Below are 19743 nucleotides of genomic sequence, written 5' to 3'. Positions count from 1 at the left end.
GGAGCGTGCTCGCTACTGCTCAGGCAGGCTGCTCAGGCAGTGGGGGAGGCTCCCGGAAGAAGGGTGGTCCCGGATGGGGACACTGGGCACCTCGCCTCTGAATAGATCCAAGAGGCATCAAGTGCTGACTTGAGGTTAACACTACCGGATCCAACAAACATTCCCCCTTTCCAAGACCGGCTATCGAGTTTTTCCGGGTCCGGGACGCCCCGGACCGCGGTGTCAGGTGAGCGGCAGGACGCTCGCCCCCCCGGCGTCGAGAGCCAGCCGGTTGGCCGCCCACCCCTCGCCCGCCAGTCGTGCGACCTTGTCGGCCGCACCGTCCTCGACCAGCGCGAGCACCGTGGGGCCCGCACCGGAGATGACCGCAGGGACGCCGTCCGTCCGCAGTCGGTTCACCAGGCTCACGCTCTCGGGCATCGCCGGAGCACGGTATTCCTGGTGCAGCCGGTCCTCCGTAGCCGCGAGCAGCAGCTCGGGACGCCTGGTCAGGGCCTCGACGAGCAGTGCGGCCCGGCCCGCGTTCACCGCCGCGTCCACATGCGGGACGGTGCGCGGCAGCAGCCCGCGGGCGGTCTCGGTGAGCACCGGCCGGCCAGGGACGAAGACCACCGGAACGATGGAATCCGCAGGGTCCATCCTGATCGCCCGGGCGGATCCCGCGTCCGTCCAGGCAAGGGTGAAGCCGCCGAGCAGACAGGCGGCGACATTGTCGGGGTGGCCCTCGATCTCGGTGGCCAGCTCCAGCACCGCCTCGTTGTCGAGCCGCTCGGCGCCGCCTATGGTCACCGCGCGCGCGGCGACGATCCCGGCGCAGATGGCGGCGGAGGAGGAGCCCAGGCCCCGGCCGTGCGGAATGCGGTTGGCGCAGACCACTTCGAGGCCGCGGGGCTGTCCGCCCAGCAGGTCGAAGGTGGTGCGCAAGGAGCGTACGAGCAGATGGCTCTCGTCGCGCGGCAGCGTCTCCGCGCCCTCGCCGGCGATGTCGACGTGCAGACCGGAGTCGGCCACCCGGACCACCACGTCGTCGTAGAGGCCCAGGGCCAGGCCGAGGGCGTCGAAGCCGGGACCGAGATTGGCGCTCGATGCGGGGACGCGCACTCGGACGGCGGCGGCGCGGAACGCTGGACCGGCCATCGCTCGATGACTCTCCTTGTGGTTACGTGCGATTGCTCGAAGAGGTACGGAACACCGCGGGGGCCGCGACACGTACGGCGACGCCGCGCAGAGGCGAGCACTCTGCGTCGGGGCGGATTCAGTACAGCCTATCGAAGGAAGGTTCTGTGGCGACATAGGGCGCACGGGAGGCGCACGATGCGTGTCGCGCCCCCTGCAACCATCCGCGACCACTCTACTGGGTCGCTCCGCGCGCCCTCGCGCTGCTCTGCCACCACTTGAGTGGATCTTTAGAGTACGGCCCGGAGGGGCCCCGGCGAGCCGCGGAGCGGCGCCCCGCCGAAACCCTCATCGCCCCAGGTCACGGCCCCATTGCGGGGCCGGGTCGGGGCACGCCGTATCGAGCCCCTCGCAGGGCCGGATCAGGCCAGCCCGAGCCGTACGGCCGCGGCGTCCGTGTCCACCGGGACCACGACCGGCTGCGGCGCGCCCGCCACCGCCCAGTCCGGGTCCTTGAGCCCGTTTCCGGTCACCGTGCAGACGATGCGCTGGCCGGGGTCGACCAGCCCCTGCTCGGCCGCCTTCAGCAGACCCGCCACACTCGCCGCGGAGGCCGGCTCCACGAAGACGCCCTCCTGCGCGGCGAGCAGCCGGTAGGCGGCGAGGATCTGACGGTCGGTCACCTCGTCGATGAAGCCGCCGGACTCGTCGCGTGCCTGCTCGGCGTAGGTCCACGAGGCCGGGTTGCCGATGCGGATGGCGGTGGCGATGGTGCTCGGCTCCTTGACCGGCTCACCGCGCACGATCGGCGCCGAGCCGGACGCCTGGAACCCCCACATCCGGGGCGTACGGGAGGCGCGCGGCTCGCTGTCGGCGAACGGCGCCGCGTACTCCTTGTAGCCCTTCCAGTAGGCGGTGATGTTGCCCGCGTTGCCGACCGGCAGCACATGGACGTCGGGCGCGTCCCCGAGCATGTCCACGATCTCGAAGGCGGCGGTCTTCTGCCCCTGGATCCGGGCCGGATTGACCGAATTGACCAGCGCCACCGGGTACTTCTCCGACAGTCCGCGCGCCAGCGTCAGACAGTCGTCGAAGTTGCCGTCGACCTGGAGGATCTTCGCGCCGTGGACGAGCGCCTGACCCATCTTGCCCAGCGCGATCTTGCCCTGCGGGACCAGCACCGCACAGACCATCCCGGCCCGTACGGCATACGCCGCCGCCGAGGCCGAGGTGTTGCCGGTGGAGGCGCAGATGACGGCCTTGGCGCCGGCCTCCTTGGCCTCGCTGATGGCCATCGTCATCCCGCGGTCCTTGAACGACCCGGTGGGGTTGGCGCCCTCGACCTTGAGGTGCACCTCGCAGCCGGTGCGCTCGGAGAGCACCTGCGCGGGGACCAGCGGCGTACCGCCCTCGCGCAGGGTGACGACGGGCGTCGTCTCGCTCACCGGGAGACGGTCGCGGTACTCCTCGATGATGCCCCGCCAGCCGTGCCACTGGCGGGTGCCGGACATTCGAGGCCCGGCGTCGGCGATTGCGTTCATGATTTCCCTTACTCTCCGCTCACCCTCTATTCGGCCTCAGCGCGGCCGCTACCCGGCCTCTACTCGCCCTCGACCCGCATGATGCTCGCGACACCGCGGACGGTGTCGAGCCGGCGCAGCGCCTCCACGGTCGACGACAGCGCGGCGTCGCTCGCGCGGTGGGTCACGACGACGAGGGACGCCTCGCCGTCCTTCCCCTGCTGGCGGACCGTATCGATGGACACGCCATGCTCGGCGAAGACTGTGGCGACCTGTGCGAGAACTCCCGGTTTGTCGGCGACGTCCAGGCTGATGTGGTAGCGAGTGATCACATCGCCCATCGGGCTCACCGGGAGCCTGCTGTACGCGGACTCCCCCGGTCCGGTGGCCTCCGCCAGCTTGTTGCGGCAGGCGGCGACGAGGTCACCGAGGACGGCCGAGGCGGTCGGCGAACCGCCCGCGCCCGGGCCGTAGAACATGAGCTGCCCCGCGGCGTCGGCTTCCACGAAGACCGCGTTGTACGCCTCGCGGACGGAGGCGAGGGGGTGGCTCAGCGGAATCATCGCCGGATGCACCCGCGCGGTGACCGAGCGGCCGTCGGCGGCCCGCTCGCAGATCGCGAGCAGCTTGACGGTGCAGGCCATGCGCTTGGCGGAGGCGATGTCGGCGGCGGTCACCTCGGTGATGCCCTCGCGGTGCACATCGTCGAGGGTGACCCGGGTGTGGAAGGCGATCCCGGCGAGGATCGCGGCCTTCGCGGCGGCGTCGAAACCCTCGACATCGGCGGTCGGGTCGGCCTCGGCGTAGCCCAGGGCCGTGGCCTCGTCCAGCGCCTCGCTGTACCCGGCGCCACTGCCGTCCATCCGGTCGAGGATGAAGTTGGTGGTGCCGTTGACGATGCCGAGGACGCGGTTGACCTTGTCGCCCGCCAGCGACTCGCGCAGCGGCCGCACCAGCGGGATCGCCCCCGCGACCGCGGCCTCGTAGTAGAGGTCCGCACGGCGCTGCTCGGCCGCGGCGTGCAGCGCCGCGCCGTCCTGGGCGACCAGCGCCTTGTTGGCGGACACCACGCTCGCGCCGTGGTCGAAGGCGGTGGTGATGAGGGTGCGGGCGGGCTCGATCCCGCCGATGACCTCGACCACCACATCGATGTCCCCGCGTTTGACCAGGGCCGTGGCATCGGTGGTCACCAGCTCCGCCGGCACCCCTTCCCGGACCCGGCCGGGGCGCCGCACGGCGATCCCGGCCAGCTCGACCGGGGCCCCGATGCGCGCCGCGAGATCGTCCGCCTGCGTCGTCATGATGCGCGCCACCTCTGAGCCGACCACTCCACAGCCCAGCAGCGCCACTTTCAGCGGACGCGTACGCATCATCCGACCTCGTTTCTCATCCATCGCGTTACTGCATCAGCGCGTTAGTGCACCAGTCTCATGCACTGGACGGGATTTCCTGTCCCAGGTCCAGTATCCGAGATCCATTTCTCGCTAGCCGACATCGAGCCGCAGGAGATCTTCCTCCGTCTCGCGCCGGACGATCTCGCGCGCCTGACCGTCCCGTACGGCGACGACGGGCGGACGGAGCGCGTGGTTGTAGTTGCTCGCCATCGAGCGGCAGTACGCGCCGGTGGCGGGGACGGCGATCAGGTCGCCGGGCGCCAGATCGGCCGGCAGGAAGGCGTCCCGTACGACGATGTCGCCGGACTCGCAGTGCTTGCCGACCACGCGGGAGAGCATCGGCTCGGCGGTGGAGGAGCGGGAGACCAGCGCCACGGAGTACTCCGCGTCGTAGAGCGCGGTACGGATGTTGTCGGACATCCCGCCGTCGACACTGACGTACGTCCGCAGCCCCGGCAGCTCCTTGACCGTGCCCACCTCGTACAGCGTGAACGCGGTCGGCCCGACGATCGCCCGCCCCGGCTCGACCGACAGCCGCGGCACCGCGAGCCCGGCCGCGTCGCACTCCCGGTGGACGATGTCGCGCAGCGCCTTGGCGATCTCGTGCGGCTCGCGGGGATCGTCCCCCGAGGTGTACGCGATGCCGAGGCCGCCGCCGAGGTCGATCTCGGGCAGCTCGACGCCGTGCTCGTCCCGGATCTCCCCCAGCAGCCCGACGACGCGGTGGGCGGCCACCTCGAAGCCCGAGGTGTCGAAGATCTGCGAGCCGATGTGCGAATGGATCCCGATGAGCTCCAGCCCGTCCAGCTTGAGCGCCCGCCGTACGGCCTCGGCGGCCAGCCCGCCCGCGAGCGGAATGCCGAACTTCTGGTCCTCGTGGGCGGTCGCGATGAACTCGTGGGTATGCGCCTCCACACCCACGGTGATCCGGATCTGCACCCGCTGGCGCTTGCCGAGCCGCTGGGCGATGTGCGCGACCCGCGCGATCTCCTGGAACGAGTCGAGCACGATCCGCCCGACACCCGCCTCGACGGCCCGCTCGATCTCGCCGGTGGACTTGTTGTTCCCGTGCAGCGCGATCCGCTCGGCGGGCATCCCGGCGGCGAGCGCGGTGACCAGCTCCCCGGCGGAGCACACGTCGAGGTTGAGCCCCTCCTCGGTCAGCCAGCGCACGACGGCGCGGGAGAGGAACGCCTTCCCGGCGTAGAACACGTCGGCGTCCTCCCCGAACGCCTCCCGCCAGGACCGGCAGCGAGCCCGGAAGTCGTCCTCGTCGAGGAAGTAGCCGGGGGTCCCGAACTCCTCCGCGAGCGTCTTGACGTCGATCCCGCCGACGGTGGCGACGCCGTCGGCGTTCCGGCCGACCGTACGGGACCACACGCGGGGGTCGAGCTGATTGAGATCGGCGGGCGGCGCGGCGTAGTGCCCCTCGGGAAGGACATCGGCGTGGCGGGGCCCGGCAGGGTGGGCGGAACGGCTCATGCTGTCTCTGCTGTCTCTCTCAAGGTCTTACAGAAGTTCAAGGTCTTACAGATGTTCGGGTGCACTGATGCCGAGCAGGTGCAGGCCGCCGGCGAGCACCGCCCCGGCGGCGTCGGCAAGGGCCAGCCGGGAACGGTGGACGGCCGAGGGTTTGCACTCGCCTGCGGGGAGGGCCGGGCAGGCGTCATGGAACCGGAAGAAGCCATCGGCGACGGCGACGAGCTGCCGCGCGAGCCGATCGGGCGCACGGTGCCGGGCGGCGGCCTCGATGGTGCGGGGGTGATCGGCGAGGAGCGCGAGAAGGGCGGCCTCGGCGGGGTGGCCGTACATGCCGGGCTCGGAATCAGAACCGGAATCGGACTGGGGCTCGGGGACGATGCCGAACTGGCTGGCGTTCCGCATCAGGGCCCGGGTGCGGGCGTGGGCGTACTGAACCCGGAAGAGAGCGTTGTCCTCGCGTTGGGAGAGCAGGTGGGCGGGGTCGAGATCGGGCAGATCATGCCCGGCGGGCCGAAGCAGCGCCCAACGGGCGGCGTCGGGCCCGAGACGGGTGAGCAGATCACGCCCGGAGACCGGAACGGCCCGCACGACGGGCCCGTCACCAGGAACAACGACTCCCCCGGTGACGCCGACAAGCCCCCGCACCACATGAGCGACGAGCGCGGCCCGCACCTCATCACTGGCCCCGAGCGGAACCGACACCCCGGCGAGCGCATCCCCATGCCCGTAGCGAAGCCCCTGGGACAGCACGGCCCGCACGAGCTGAGCATGGGAGGTGCCCTCGAGGGTGATGTTGAGGAACCCGGGGCCGGCGATATCGACGCGGGCGATCCCGGGGTCGAGAACAAGCCGCCGCCGCAGCACCTCGGCGATGCCCAGCGCATCACCATCACCACCATCACCACTGCCGCTGGCCAGCAGCAGGGCGACATTGGTGGCGTAATCCCCACACCCGGGCCGAGGAGGAATCCGCACCTTCACCCGCTCCGGCACGGCAACGCACAGCTCGTCGTCCTCAACGGCACGACGCACGGTGTGCAGCACAGTGCGGGAGAGCTGGGCGGGAGTCACGGGACCAGCGTATGGGAGGAGGGGGGTCCCGAAGCGAACCGGTTTCGCCCATCGGACGCGCAGGAAGGCGGGACCCCGAGCCGCAAGAGAAACGAGAAGGAGCCCCAGCCCCCACCAACGAACTCAAAACCAAGCCCCCGGACCGACCGCACGGAACGGCCCTGGGGCCCACCACTACCCGGTGGGCCCCACAACCGGCTCGGCATCACCAGGAGCCGCCGCACCGGCCGCCCCCTGCCGCATCAGCCTCCGCACGAGCTCGACAAGATCGACGGGCTCGAACGGTTTCGCGAGGAAGGCATCGACACCCAGCGCCTTCCCACTGTCCATCTCGTACTGCGTACACGCACTGATGATCGCGACGGGCACATGACACGTACGAGCATCAGCGCGCAACCTCGACGCCGTATGCAGCCCATCGAGTCTGGGCATCACGACATCGAGAGTGATCACATCGGGCCGCACCTGGTGAACGATCTCCAGGCACTCGACACCATCGGCCGCGGTCACGACCTCGAAGCCCTCCAGCTCGAGGTTGACCCTGATCAGCTGCCGGATGACCTTGTTGTCGTCGACGACAAGGACCCGGCCGGACAAGCCAGGCACACCCTGAAGAGTAGGCGCGCAGCCACGACCGCGTCCGGGTTTTCCCCACTTCCGCCCCGTGCGAGGGACCTTTCCCCGAGACCCCTGCACCCCCACCCCCACATGCGGTATACACCTCTCCGCTCCCCCTCCGACCAGCCCCCGATAACCGTTCATGACCACCCTGATCGAGCTGGTAAGGTTCTACCCGTCGCCGCAAAACAGCAGCGACAGGCCCCCGTAGCTCAGGGGATAGAGCAACGGCCTCCGGAGCCGTGTGCGCAGGTTCGAATCCTGCCGGGGGCACTCAAGCGAGTGCCCGATGGACCCCGTCACAGCGGAAGCGCTGAGAGCGGGGTCCTTTTTCGTGCGCAAGCCGACTTGCGCCCCGGCGCCAACAGGGTCCAAGCGCCCCGAAACTGCAACCCCCTCAGGCGCTCCCCTTGTTGCAGCATTCTCCCCGGCATCCTTGGATCGCCAGAGAGAGGGGGCATAGTTGGTAGGATCAGTGGCATGAGTGAGGCCACCAGCAAGTACTCGATCACCATGCCGCGCGACATCGCGGAAGCTGCCCGTGCCCGCAGCGGCCCCTCCGGCCTATCCGCATACGTGGCCGCTGCCGTTGCCCGCCAGATCGAGCGCGACAACCTCAACGAACTCATCCAAGTCGCCGAGGCCGAACACGGACCGATCACCGAGGAAGAGATCCAGTCCATGCGCGACCAGTTGCACCGAGCCCGCCAGCAGCAGACAAGCGGCGAGGCGGACGCTGCGTGACCCGCTCCCCCGCCGCTCCCGGTGGCACTCTGGTCCTCGACAGCGAGGGACTGGCCAAGGCCGTCCTACGCGACCGCACCGTCACCGCGTGGCTCGCTCTAGCTCGCGCCGACGACCTACGGGTGATCACGTCCGCGGCCACCTTGGTGGAAGTTGTCCATCCCCGAATCAACCGCCCGGCACTTGAGTGGACGCTGTCCCGCCTTGTCGTCGAGCCGGTCACCGAGCCCCTCGCCCGCCACGCCGCCGCTCTCCTCGCCGACGCCGGCTTGCACGGCCACAAGTACGCCATCGACGCCATGCTCAGCGCGACCGCCCTCGCCGCTCCCGGAGCCGTCACGATCCTCACGTCAGATCCTGAGGACCTCACTGCCCTTTGCGGGGGACGCGTCACCGTCATCAAGACCTGAACAGCTCCCAGCGCGGTAGAGACGCCTCATTCGCGAACCGCAAATCACGTTTGCCGTGACGAACGCCGCCCAGGGCGGGCACGGCATAGGCTGGGCTGCCATTGGCATAGTGGCCGCGTCTAGGGAGAAGGCAGGCTTCCCAGTCCGGCCCCCGTCACTCCGCCGGACGCCTGGGAGGAGCACGGGCAAGGTCTGGTCATCGTCGAGTCCCTCGCAGCGCGGTGCGGCTTCGAACCCAGGCACCCGGTAGGCAAGACCGTCTGGACCGAGATCCAGCTCAGCGCCGACTTCCCGTCCTGAACCGCACGGCCGTCTCACCGTCTCAACGAAGTGGCCCAGCGAGACAATTGACGACGAACGTCATGTGCTGGATGTTTCCCACTCGGTTCCATACGGAATGGTTGCCGGTGGCGACGGATCCCTGAGCGCAGTCGCGCAGCCAGCCCTCCCCTGTTCCGACCGACGGGCCACGGAAGTCCGCGAGGCGGGTGAGGCGCCGCGCGGCATCGCGGTTGACTGCATCGCGGTCATCGCCGCGCTGCAGCACCTTGGCCAGGAAATAAGAACGGGTGGTGGTGTAGCGGAGGATGCCCCACTTCGGTCCTCCGTTGCCCGAGAGCGGGGTCTGGGCGACGTACCCGGCGGGGAGGATGCCGTAGTCGCCGTAGTGCAGCAGCGGGAGGTAGGAGCGCCCGCTGTGGTGGATCTCGTGCCACGTGTCCCAGTCCGGTCGTGGGGCCTCATGCCAGGCGCTCTCCAGGAAGCCCTCGGGCGGCTCGGGGAAGCCGCCTGCCACAACGAATACCGTCCGCCAGGGGGCGAGCGGGACCAGCACGTCGAGAGCACGCAGAGCCTCTTTGGCGGCGCCCCTGCGGGAGGGCGGTACGGCGCCCAGATCGAGGAACAGGTCGACTGGGCCGATGGGACAAGCACGGTCGAGCAGTGCGCACAGACATGGGATATCCCGGTCGTGCCACTCACCCGGGACCCGCACACGTATACCCAGACCGCCGCCACGCCGCTGGGCTGCCGCGAGAGCCAGGGACTGCTGAGGGACGGGCCGACAAGGGCCGGTCACCGGATGCAGGTTCCGCTGGGCCCACCACTCGGGCGGCAGGGTTTCGGCCAGGACAGCGGCCTCATTCTCGTCGGTGAACGGCGCGTCCAGCCAGGCCGACTGGTAACGGTGCGCGGTGGAAACGCGGCCCGCATCCTTGCGAAGTTCCACGGCCAGGAGGTCCGGCAGCATGCCAGTGCGGGGCGGCAAGGTCCACAGCGGGGCGACCCTGGCCTGAATGTCGGGCCGCAGCCCCCGGTAAGCGGCCATGGCATGCGGCCGGGTAGGCAGCACGGAAACATACAGTGGCTCGGACATGGCAGCTCCCCCTCGGCGCAGACCGTGTCGTCTCCCGACCTCCAGGGTGAATGGGGTTCCGGAGTCCGGAAAGGACGCCAATCAGCCACGACGGCGTGTATGCGTCAGGGGCAAGGGGCCGAGGAGCCAAGGCCCGTGCCTCTCCGCTGATGTGCATAGTGCTCTCACAACGGCGTGGACCGCTCGGCAGCGGCTCACGCGGCGGGCTCAAGTAAGTGGGATGCGTCGAGCCGTATAGGAGCGGCCACGACGCCGTCGTCCAGCCGTACCCGGCCGGGAGCGCGGCCAGCACCCGCAGCTCGCCGTGCAGCAGGGAAACCGTTGTGGGGTCTTCGGCTGATCAGCGCCGCCGGGCACCGTCCGGAACGGCGCAGCCGCTACTTCAGCTTGTTTCTGTCAGCCGACTTTGGATTCTCTCCCGGACCACCACTGCGCGAGGATCTCCGAAGTCGGCGAGAAGCCGCAGCGCCAGTCTCCAGTGTCGGTGGGCTTCTTCGGGGCTTTCGCCGAGTACGGCCGAGGCCAGGCCGTCGAGGGCCAGGGCCTGGTGCCACGCATCGGCGAGATCGCGGTGCGTCGAGGCAGCCTGGCGGTGGAAGTCGGCCGCCTCCGCCTGACGTCCAAGGCGGCGGTAGACCTCGCCCACGCCCTGCCAGGCCAGCGCCTCTCGGCTGCGGTCGGCGAGGCGCCGGTGCAGTGTGGCGGACCGCTGGTAGGAGGTCAGGGCCTCGGCGTACTGGCCGTTCGCCTGCTGAGCATCGCCCAGGGTCAGCAGCCAGAAGCCCTCCAGGCGGAGGTTACGGAGGCTGAGAGCGATGTCGAGGGCGGCCTGGGCCGAGACCAGGGATGCCTCGACGTCGCCCCGTTCGCGTTGGACGTCGCTCAGCACACGGAGGATGTTGCCCTCGCCGCGCTGATCGCCGAGGGCCCGGTGCGCTGCCAGGACCTGGTCGATGACGGTCGCCGCCGCCGGAAGCCGCCCTGCGCGGTAGTGGGTGGTCGCGAGATTGGACATCCCCGTGGCGGCCCAGTGGGCGGCGTCCTGGTCCTGGAAGGCGGAGATGGCCTGCTCGAAGTAGCGGGCAGCGGAGTCGAGTCGTCTGCCGCGGAGATGGTTCAGCCCGATCAGGTTGAGTGAGCGTGCTTCGCCAAGGCGGTCGTCCAGGTCGCGCCGGATCGTCAGCGCGCTCTCGTGGGATTCGAGGCTCTCGGCCTGGCGGTTGATGCGGGTGTAGGCCATGCCGAGGTAGGTGTGGAGTGCGCCTTGTGCAGCGCGTTCCCCCAGGCGTTCGGCTGCCTCCAGCCCGATGCGGCCCACGGCCGGCCAGCTTGTGCCCGAGGCGGAGGGGAACTGCGCGTTCCACAGCACTGTGGCCAACTGCCACGCCAGTCGGTCATGGCCGGCGTCGGCCGCCGTACGCACTGCTTGGATGAGGTTGTCGTGCTCCCGCTCGGCCCAGTCCACGGCGGCGTCGTACTCGGAGAACGTCAGCGGGCTGACGTCGTCCGGGGCAGGGGTGAGGGGCACGCGATCCTCGGCGGGGTTGATCCAGCTCTGCGCGGCATCGGCGGTGTGCAGGTACCACTCCAGCACGCGGCGCAGAGCTGGCTCCCGCTCGGCCGGCGGCTCTTCGTGCTGGGCCTGGTCGATGGCGTAGGCACGCAGCAGGTCATGGAACCGGTAGCGGTCCTGGGCGGTCTGTTCCAGGAGGTGTGCACCGACCAGAGAGTCCAGCGACTGCCGGGACCGACTGGTGCTGGCCGACCCTGCCAGGGCCGCCGCTGCCTGCAGCCCGAATTCGGGTCCGGGGTGTAGGCCCAGCAGGCGGAACAGGCGGGCGGCTTGCTCGGACAGGGCGCGATAGGACCACGCGAAGACGGTGCGGACCGCTTCGGCTTCCTCGTCGTCGCCAGTGCTCAGGGCGTCCCAGAGGGCCGATTCGTCGCGTAGGTCGGCAATCAGGTCGTCCAGCCGTAGGTGGGGGTGACTGGCGGCGCGTTCCGCGGCTATCCGCAGGGCGAGCGGAAGTCGTGCGCACAACTGGGCCAGTTCGGCGAGCTGCCGTTCGTCATCGACCGGCCGGTATCCCGCGGTGACGACGCGCAGCAGGGCAACCGCCTCCGGCTCCGGCAGCACGCCGAGCGTGAGCCGGCGGGCCCCGTCGCGGACGGCGAGGCCGGACAGGCGGCTGCGGCTGGTGACCAGCACCAGGCTGTGTGCGCTCCCCGGCAGCAACGGCCTGACCTGGCCGACGGTGGCCGCGTTGTCCAGGACCACCAGTACCCGGCGGTCGGCCAGCAACGAGCGGTACAACGCGGCGGCCGCGTCGAGATCCTGCGGTACGGCTTCGGGCTGGACACCGAGCGAGGTCAGCAAGCGGTGCAGGGCCTCGCGTGCCGCGACCGGCTCTCCGGGGTCGTAGCCGCGCAGATTGGCGTACAACTGGCCATCCGGGAAACGCTCCCGGACCTGGTGCGCCCAGCGCAGTGCCAACGATGTCTTTCCGGCGCCGGCGGTGCCGGCGATCACGTATACCGAAACGACGAGCGGATCGCCGTCCTCGGTGGTGAGGACGGCATTCAACTGGCCGAGCTCATCGGTTCGGTTGACGAATCCGCCCACGTCGGCCGGTAACTGGCGTGGGATGGGGCTGGAGGAACCCCCCGCGTCCGGTGTGCCCCGCGCGTGGAAGTGGATGCCTCCGTGCACACTTCTCGCCTGGACGACGTCACGTGAGGATCCCGACAGCTCGGAGTGGGTGCTACCGAAGTGCTCGTCCTGTCCGCCTGGCGATGTGATCGGCCTACTCCCTTCCCGCGCCCAGCGTCGGCGGCTCAAGGTGCGCCACCTCACGGTCGAAGTAGGAGATCACCTCTTCACCCACCGCGTAGAGCGCCTTGATGTAGTTCTCCCAGCGCTCGACAAGATCACGGTCGGTGAAGCGGATCGCGCCGTTCGCAACTCCTGCTTCGGTGTAGACGACTTGGAAGAGGGTGCGGCCGCCCAGCACAACCACTTCCGGAAGCGGGCCGCTGTCCTCCGAGGCGGCCACCTGTTCGGCCGGAACGACCCTGATCCGCTGCCCGTACTGCGCACGCTGCCGCTGGGAGTGGAGTTCCCATTGCACATACGGCGTCAGTGGACTCTCGACCACCCGCACACGGTGAAAGGCATACCCCCTGCGCTCGTCCTCCTGAGCGGTCGCGGCCAAGGTGTCGCGCCGGTCGGCGAGGAGCCGAAGCGCCTCCTCCCAGTCACCCCGGCGCAGGGCGTCCCGGCTCGGACTGCCCTGCTCCTCGAAGTGCTGTCGGCGCTCCAGCTTCCAGGAACTCCCGTTACGGACCGCGTCCTCCCGTTGCCGGAAGTCCTGCTTGTAGGCGGTGCGGGTGAGCCGATCGCCCTGCTCGGGAACGAGAACGGGGGCGAGGAGATCAAGCATCGGGGATGTCCTTCTTCGCCGCGCGGAGCATGTTCCCCGGGATGACGACCAGCCGCTCATCAGGAGCGAGGCTCACGCCCTGCGGCAGGCGGGGGCCGTAGACGGCTGTCAGATCCCTGCCGATCACAGCCACATCACCGTTGTCGAGCTGCCAGATGTCCGGACACTCGTCATTGCCGTCGGAGTTCCCGAGTTCTTCGGCCGACTTCCCCAGCCGACGCTCGAATAACGCGGACGGGTCAGCCTCCCAGGCACGGGCCATGTCTGCCTCCGGTCGAGGTGGTCGAGCACGCTGTGGCTACCCACTGTATCCGGGGGCACACCCATAGGTGAGGGGGTCGCCCCACGGCCGAGCCGCCGGGCTGGTGGCATGGAAGCCGTCAGGGGCGGCTCCCCGTGCGGTCGGAGCGCCGGTCGGCTACGTGCGAGCTCGATTCACCGTCGCCCGGAAGGCGGTCTGGATCACCAGCTCACCGGGCATCGATGGTTCGGTGCATCCCCATGTGACGAGCATTTCGCCGGGGGCACCGGAAACCTAGGCCCTGACCAGCAGAAACGCTTGCCAGGGCCTTTCTTGCGCATGCCAAAACACACGGCCTGTTCGGCCGTCCCCACTCGAGCCCTCATGGCCCTGATCAGGGGTTTTCCCATCGCCAGGGGAACGAAATCCCAATCGCACGATTCCGCAAAATCCAATTTCTGTGGGACATACGTGGGCCAGAAAGCCGCAAGGCGGATCCGTCGATCACGTGCGGCGACCGGCCCGCACGGCCATAGGCCTGCCATCGACGCCATCGCCAAGCCTGCGCCAGCCACCGTGCTCGCCTCCGCCCCGGAGGCCTTCCCCCTCTGTGCGGCAAAGGCGTCACCGTCGTCAAGACCTCACACACAAGGCCGGGTCAGGTCAGCCCTCCCACGGACGGCGCCCCGACGAACTCACCCATGACACCGAGTCAGGCAACAGCTCTACGGATCTTGTCGCTTCCTGCGGGGTGCCTGCGTAGCGTCGGAGTTCCGACTCCTCCGTGGCCGCCTCATCGGATCGGTGGCCGGTGAGCCCCTCTCCGCGGTGAGTGGCCTGACGGCGTGCGGCTCGCGCGCCTCGATCCCCTCGGTACCGGGGATGGGGTCGGCCTGTGTCGGTGCGGGAGCGGAACGACGTGCGGTGTCAGGGACGGGCAGGACGTTCCGACGCTGCAGCTCGGCAACACTGACCAGCGGTGACGTGAGGACACCGTCGAGCAGCTCGTCCTGAGCCGACTGCAGCTCGACCAGATGCCACAGGACGGCAAGCACATGCTGAAGTTCCTCGCTCCAGGCCGGGCACCACCGGTCGGGCCGGATGCGGTCCAGCTGGCTGACGGCCCTGCGTGACGGCGGCCCGGTCCGGCGTTTCAACCAGCCGTCGAGAACGTTCTGTCCGCTGACCTGGTACTCCCGCATCTTTTGAGTCACCGGCCCGAAGGCTCCCTGGCCAAAATGGAGTTCGAGACCGTCGGGATCGTGGACGAAGCCATCGGGTAGCTCGTCCCCACCGACCTGCCTCCGGTACGTGATCGCCGGCTGCGCGGTCGTCCAGACACCCCGAGACCCACCGGGCCTCCCCGCCACCGGGTCCACGAGCCTCTCTCCAAAGGTCGAGGCCCAGATCACCTTCCGCCCGACATGCAGCGCCTCCGACCACAGGGCGGCGTCACCGGTGACCGGTACGCGGACGCCGTTGGTGGTGAGTTCGTCGTCAAAGCGGGAGCGGAAACCGGGGTGGGCCGTGATCGCGGCGATGTACGAGGCCAGGTCCTCGGCGGTGACAGGCACACCACCATAGGAGTTACGAAGGTGCTGGAGAAGGCCGGGAACCACATTGGGGGTGCCATCCTTCTGCAAGAGAGGGATCACCCTGCCACCGCCCCAGCCAGCGAAGTGATCCATATCCGGCATCAGCGCGGTGAACAGCGTGGCGGGGCCGTCGCCGAAACGTCCGGAGTGCTTCTCAACGATGTGTATTTGCCCCTCGGCCCGGTTCTCCCATAGCTCCGGCGAGCATCTATCGAGGACCCTGTTGTCCGGGATGATCCACTGCCGATCGAAGGGACGGAACGCGAAAAGTACCGGTTCCGGGCACTCGGGGACCGCCTCCAGCATCGACCCCCGTCGCTGTGTTGCCCCTGGGAGGGGCTTGACCTGCCGGTCGACGGTACGGCTCTGGGTCTCCCTGAACAAGGCACGCTTCTCGGCAATGTCCGTCTCGGCGGTCAACCTTCGCCATCGGGAGCGCAGCGTGTCAGAGTCCGGGGAGTAGACCCACGTCCGCTTCGGCAAGATGCCGGGCACAGTCCATGGCAGCAGGTCACCCAATGCGGGGTATGTGTCCCATGCTCCTCGTGCGGTGGGCGTGAACGGGGCTTGGGCGTCCTGGCGCACCGACCGCCACTGGTGGCTGTCCGGCTCAAGAGCCTCGAGCTGCGCGTACTTCTCCTCACGGGTGCTTCCGTCCAGGGCGACGTACCTGATGTGGGCGAGTTCGGTGTCCGCCCTGCTGCGGACGAACACGGCGATCGCCAGTGGCTGCTGGACGCCTTCGAAGAGGCGTGTCCGCATCGGCGGCTGAATGCCCTCCGGGCTAAGGTCGATGATCCAGCCCTCCGAACAAGTCTCACGTAGGTACTTTCTCATCCCCCGGAAACCAGGGCCACTGAGGAAGCCCGCGGTACTGATAAAGGCGACGATTCCGCGGTCCGACTCGGAACGATGCTGTTCGAAGACCTTGAAGGTGGCCCAGCGCCAGAAGTAGACATACAAGTTCTTGAGTTTATTCTCGTGCACTCCGTTTCTGCCACCGAGGCGGAAGTCATCCAGCAGAGGCGCTCTGTCGTCGCCCTCGTGGCCTTTCTCCACCCAGCCGCCCTCACCCTCGGCTCTCTCTCGATCCGGCGGGTTGCTGATCATGACGGTGACCTTCTGCTCACGCTTGATCCAGTCCGCCTTGCGGGTGTTCTCGACCAGAGGATCACCATCGGGCAGGAACGTGAAGAGCGTGGCCCTCTCGTAGGGGTCTGCGAGGGTGTCGGCGAGATGGAGCCGCAAATCGCCGAGTTGAGTGTCGGTGACTTGCTCGCGGAGGGTCTGGGTGATCCGCATCTGCGCGACCGCGTAGGCAGCCATCTGGCGCTCAAAGCCGATCAGTCGGCCCGCCAACTGTTCCACCGCTTCGCCGCGGAAGCCCTCCCCGCGGCGGGAGCGCTCCTCGGCGACCCTGTCGATGATCTCGCTGAGGAATGTGCCGGTGCCCATGGCGGGGTCGACGATCGTCACCTGCTCGTCGGCGAACCCCTCCACGCAACCCAGTCGGGTGCGCAGTACGGCGTCCGTGAGGCGGACCATCTCCCTCGCGAGGCGGGGCGGAGTGTAATACGTGCCGGAGCGTTTACGCAGCTCGCGATCGTATTCCTGGAGAAAATTCTCGTAGAGATGAACGTGGGCGTCGGGCTTCTGAGCTCGGATCGCCTCCCAGTTGACAGCGTCGATGACCTGCACGAGCGTGTCGATACGGCGGGCGAACTCTGCGTCTACCGTCTCCGTCAGCAACTGCAGGGCTCGGCCCATGACCGTGTTCTCGGCCTTCAACTCACGTGCAACGTCAACGAAGTTCCGGTCGGCGAGCGGTACGTTCTCGATACGGGCCAGCAGCAGGGCGAAGGCGATCGTCTGGGTGTAGCGGTCGGCGAAGAGGTGGTCGGGGTCTTGCCCATCGGTCGAGGGGAAGAGCACCTTGCTCCAGTGATGCGCGAGAGCGGTGAAGGGCTTGGGAACACGCCGCCGACTGCGGGGGCCGTCCGGTGCTCTGCGTTCGAGGGCAAGCTGCTCCAGCACCTCCTCTCGCAGGTACTGGCACAGTGGAGCGATGGACGTCACCAACTGACTCACAGTGGTGATGCGTTGAGGTTGCCATCCGAGAAAATCCCGGAGCAGATCCCGAAACGCCGCGCCGTCGGCTTCACGGGTACGCAACCGGCTGCCGGACCGGTATAGATCACCGTCGAGCCGGACCGTGCGGAGAGGCCGCGAACCGCCTCGGTACAGGCACCAAGTGTGGCCGTTGCTGTACAGCACGTTGGGCAGTCGGCGCATCAGCTCCCACTGCTCGCGGTCTCGCTTCGTGAAGCCGTCGGGCGTGACGTCGTGTCCAGGGGCCTTGAGCTCCAGGAAGCCAGCGATTCGCCCCGAGGTCTCCACCGCGTAGTCCGGACGCACCCGGGCCTCGGGCAAGGGGTACTCAGGGTGAAGGCGAGGACTCAGCTTCCAGCGTGCCCCGGAAGTCTCCACCAGCTTCACCACCGGCGGGCTGATGGATGCCTCAGTGTCGCTGACCCGCAGGCGCTCCCTGCACTCGGATCCGAAGTCTGCCACGAGAGCCCGTATCCACTCCTCCGGCACCTTGTCCCCCTACAGGCTGTGGTCTCGGGCGGTGGATCACCGCAGACACAGCCTTATTGGAGGTGAATGGGCCGACTCAGTGCGCACGGGGGGCGCGCGGGGGGCACTGACGGCGCGTTCCGTGACCGCTGGGAAACCAGGTGCGGGTGTTGGTCAGGAAGGGATCCCGAAGACCTCGCCGCGCTGTGCGGCAGCCGGGTCACCGTCATCAGGATCTGAGCGCGGACGTGGGCGAGCCGCGCCCTCACCTCCCGCACGCGGCGGCGGTCGTGCTGTGTCCGCCGGGTTTGTCAGTGGTGCGCCGTACGGTTTTCTTCGTGGCCGGCGATGTTTCTGGGGGCGGAGCCGGCTGCCGAAGAGGTACGTCGTGTCATCGTGCTCTCGGTGGGAGGTCGGTGTGGTCTGCGAGCGACCGGTCGCTCTGCGCATGCGGGGTGTGACGTGTCAGCGGCAGGGCGTCCCGTCAATCCCCGCGGCTCATCCTGTCAATCCCCGCGGCGGGGATTTCCGCCCCGGTGTACGTGTCGGGAAGAATGCCGGGACGATGACGTCACCAGCTTCCGGTCCGCGCGGCAGCGAGCACGCGCCGTTCATCCATCTGACCGTGCCGAACGCGGCCTTGTACCGTCAGGTGATGTGCGCGTTCCTCGCGGCGAAGGAGCGGTTCGCGGTGCATCTGCGGCCCGAGGACGTGCATGCCGCGCTGCCGCCGGAGCACCGGCCGACGGATCCGGACGCGGTGGTGAAGGCTCTGGACAGCCTCGTGGAGTGGGGCAATCTGCGGGCGGATCCGGACACCTCCCGGGTCACCGCGGTCGAGGACTTCTACCGCAAGCGGTTCATCTACCAGCTCACGCAGGCCGGGGAGGCCGCCGAGCAGGCGTTGTCGGTGTACGACGAGGCGCTGGGGCGGCGCGGTGCGCTGCAGGCGGTGGCACTGCACGACATCGTCACGCAGCTGCGGGCCCTTCTGGTGATCGCGGCCGAGCGGGAGGAGGGCGGGCCGGACGCGGCGAAGGCGCATCTGGCGCTGTCGGCGCTGACGGGCCGGTTCAAGGCGCTGGCGGAGAACGCGCGGGCGTTCATGGGGTCGCTGCAGCGCACCATGGATCTGCACGGTGTGGAGGTCGAGGTGTTCCTCGCCTACAAGGACCGGCTGATCCAGTACCTGGAGCGGTTCATCCAGGACCTGATCACGCTGGGCGGGCGGATCGCGGTGCTCATCGGCGAGCTGGAGCAGGACGGGCGGGCCGGTGTGCTGCTGCGGCTGGCGGCGGCCCGTGAGGCGGCCGACGCCGCGCCCGAGGACACCGAAAGCGCCGAGGAGCAGGCGTATGAGCGGTGGGCGGCGAAGTGGTCGGGGCTCACCGCCTGGTTCATCTCCGCGGACGGCCGTGAGTCGCAGGCCCGGCTGCTGCGCGGGCGGGCCCTCGGGGCGATCCCGCAACTCCTCGCGGTTGTCAGGCAGTTGAACGAGCGGCGGGCCGGGCGTTCGGACCGGTCCGCGGACTTCCGTACCCTGGCCCGCTGGTTCGCCGAGGCCCCGGACGACGAGGCGCGGCACCGGCTGTGGCGCGCCGCCTTCGGTCTGTACTCCGCGCGTCATCTGACCGTGGACGCCGATACCCTGGCCGAGCGCACGGCCCGCCCGGTGCCCGCGTCCATGTCGTGGGCCGAGGCCGAGCCGCTGCGGATCAGCCCGCAACTGCGCCGTACCGGCAGCTACGAACGCCGCGGGCGGGCCCGCCGGGTGCAGGACCGCTCCGAGCAGCGACACCGGCTCGCCGAGATCGCCGCCAGGCAGGCGGAGGAGATCGCCGCCGCCCGTGCCCGGCTCGCGACGGACGACACCATACGGTTGTCCGCGCTGGGAGAACTCGACCCGGCGGCCTTCGGGCTGTTCTTGCAGTTGCTCGGCGATGCCCTGGCCACGTGGCGACCCGGTATGACGAACACGGTGGCGACCAGCAACGACGGCTCGTTGGAGATCCGGCTGACGGCTCTCGCCGACGGGACGACGGCCGAAATCCGTACGCCGGGCGGGACCTTCCGCGGCCCCGACCACCTGATCGAGATCACCGACCTCACCCGACCCGGCCGCGCGGGACGGCCACGCACCGGCCGAGACGATTGAGGGGG

General features: G+C 69.0%; 14 protein-coding genes and 1 tRNA gene. 4 read left to right on the top strand and 11 right to left on the bottom strand.

What is annotated here, in order from left to right:
• Positions 1-222 precede the first annotated feature (222 nt).
• The 6 genes from thrB to STRVI_RS06915 all read right to left on the bottom strand — a co-directional run bounded on the left by thrB (position 223) and on the right by STRVI_RS06915 (position 7189).
• On the bottom strand, positions 223-1137 hold the full coding sequence (gene thrB / locus STRVI_RS06940; protein WP_014054912.1) for a homoserine kinase: 915 nt from the start codon (positions 1135-1137) through the stop codon (positions 223-225).
• A 401-nt stretch (positions 1138-1538) separates the two neighbouring features.
• Positions 1539-2627, bottom strand: a complete 1089-nt coding sequence (gene thrC, locus STRVI_RS06935) for a threonine synthase (RefSeq protein ID WP_043235503.1) — start codon at positions 2625-2627, stop codon at positions 1539-1541.
• A gap of 89 nt (positions 2628-2716) precedes the next feature.
• Positions 2717-4009 carry a homoserine dehydrogenase gene (locus STRVI_RS06930; RefSeq protein WP_043235501.1) on the bottom strand — a complete coding sequence of 431 codons (1293 nt, stop codon included), beginning with the start codon at positions 4007-4009 and terminating at the stop codon, positions 2717-2719.
• Positions 4010-4120: 111 nt separating this feature from the next.
• Positions 4121-5512, bottom strand: coding sequence for a diaminopimelate decarboxylase (gene lysA, locus STRVI_RS06925; protein ID WP_014054909.1), 1392 nt, complete (start codon positions 5510-5512; stop codon positions 4121-4123).
• Between the two features lie 45 nt (positions 5513-5557).
• Positions 5558-6583: an ArgS-related anticodon-binding protein NrtL gene (nrtL, locus tag STRVI_RS06920; RefSeq protein WP_014054908.1), complete on the bottom strand. Its 1026-nt coding sequence runs from the start codon at positions 6581-6583 to the stop codon at positions 5558-5560.
• 174 nt (positions 6584-6757) lie between these two features.
• Positions 6758-7189 (bottom strand): response regulator, encoded by a 432-nt coding sequence (locus STRVI_RS06915; protein ID WP_251982569.1) that lies wholly within the window; start codon positions 7187-7189, stop codon positions 6758-6760.
• Positions 7190-7402: 213 nt separating this feature from the next.
• Here STRVI_RS06915 and STRVI_RS06910 point away from each other — a divergent pair.
• The 3 genes from STRVI_RS06910 to STRVI_RS06900 all read left to right on the top strand — a co-directional run bounded on the left by STRVI_RS06910 (position 7403) and on the right by STRVI_RS06900 (position 8355).
• Positions 7403-7474 (top strand) — tRNA-Arg (locus STRVI_RS06910).
• A 207-nt stretch (positions 7475-7681) separates the two neighbouring features.
• Positions 7682-7945: a hypothetical protein gene (locus STRVI_RS06905; protein ID WP_014054906.1), complete on the top strand. Its 264-nt coding sequence runs from the start codon at positions 7682-7684 to the stop codon at positions 7943-7945.
• Positions 7942-8355, top strand: a complete 414-nt coding sequence (locus STRVI_RS06900) for a PIN domain-containing protein (protein ID WP_014054905.1) — start codon at positions 7942-7944, stop codon at positions 8353-8355. The genes STRVI_RS06905 and STRVI_RS06900 overlap by 4 nt, the downstream gene beginning before the upstream one ends.
• A gap of 322 nt (positions 8356-8677) precedes the next feature.
• On the opposite strand, the gene STRVI_RS06895 is transcribed toward STRVI_RS06900, so the two are convergent.
• The 5 genes from STRVI_RS06895 to STRVI_RS06875 form a co-directional block, all read right to left on the bottom strand.
• Complete coding sequence (locus tag STRVI_RS06895) at positions 8678-9730, bottom strand: beta family protein (protein ID WP_014054904.1); 1053 nt, start codon at positions 9728-9730, stop codon at positions 8678-8680.
• A gap of 382 nt (positions 9731-10112) precedes the next feature.
• On the bottom strand, positions 10113-12440 hold the full coding sequence (locus tag STRVI_RS06890) for an ATP-binding protein (protein ID WP_014054903.1): 2328 nt from the start codon (positions 12438-12440) through the stop codon (positions 10113-10115).
• Positions 12441-12534: 94 nt separating this feature from the next.
• Complete coding sequence (locus STRVI_RS06885) at positions 12535-13170, bottom strand: DUF6879 family protein (RefSeq protein WP_014054902.1); 636 nt, start codon at positions 13168-13170, stop codon at positions 12535-12537.
• On the bottom strand, positions 13163-13432 hold the full coding sequence (locus tag STRVI_RS06880; protein WP_014054901.1) for a hypothetical protein: 270 nt from the start codon (positions 13430-13432) through the stop codon (positions 13163-13165). The genes STRVI_RS06885 and STRVI_RS06880 overlap by 8 nt, the downstream gene beginning before the upstream one ends.
• A 704-nt stretch (positions 13433-14136) precedes the next feature.
• The gene (locus tag STRVI_RS06875; RefSeq protein ID WP_251982568.1) at positions 14137-17577 is read right to left on the bottom strand and encodes a type ISP restriction/modification enzyme; all 3441 of its coding nucleotides are present in this window, start codon (positions 17575-17577) and stop codon (positions 14137-14139) included.
• Between the two features lie 571 nt (positions 17578-18148).
• Here STRVI_RS06875 and STRVI_RS06870 point away from each other — a divergent pair.
• Entirely contained in the window at positions 18149-19738 is a 1590-nt protein-coding gene (locus tag STRVI_RS06870) for a TIGR02677 family protein (protein ID WP_043235496.1), read from the top strand.
• Positions 19739-19743: the final 5 nt, after the last annotated feature.

The organism is Streptomyces violaceusniger Tu 4113 (assembly GCF_000147815.2).
GTDB classification, from domain to species: domain Bacteria; phylum Actinomycetota; class Actinomycetes; order Streptomycetales; family Streptomycetaceae; genus Streptomyces; species Streptomyces violaceusniger_A.
The sequence above is the reverse complement of the archived record's forward strand: the minus strand, read 5'-3'. Positions and strand labels throughout refer to the sequence as shown.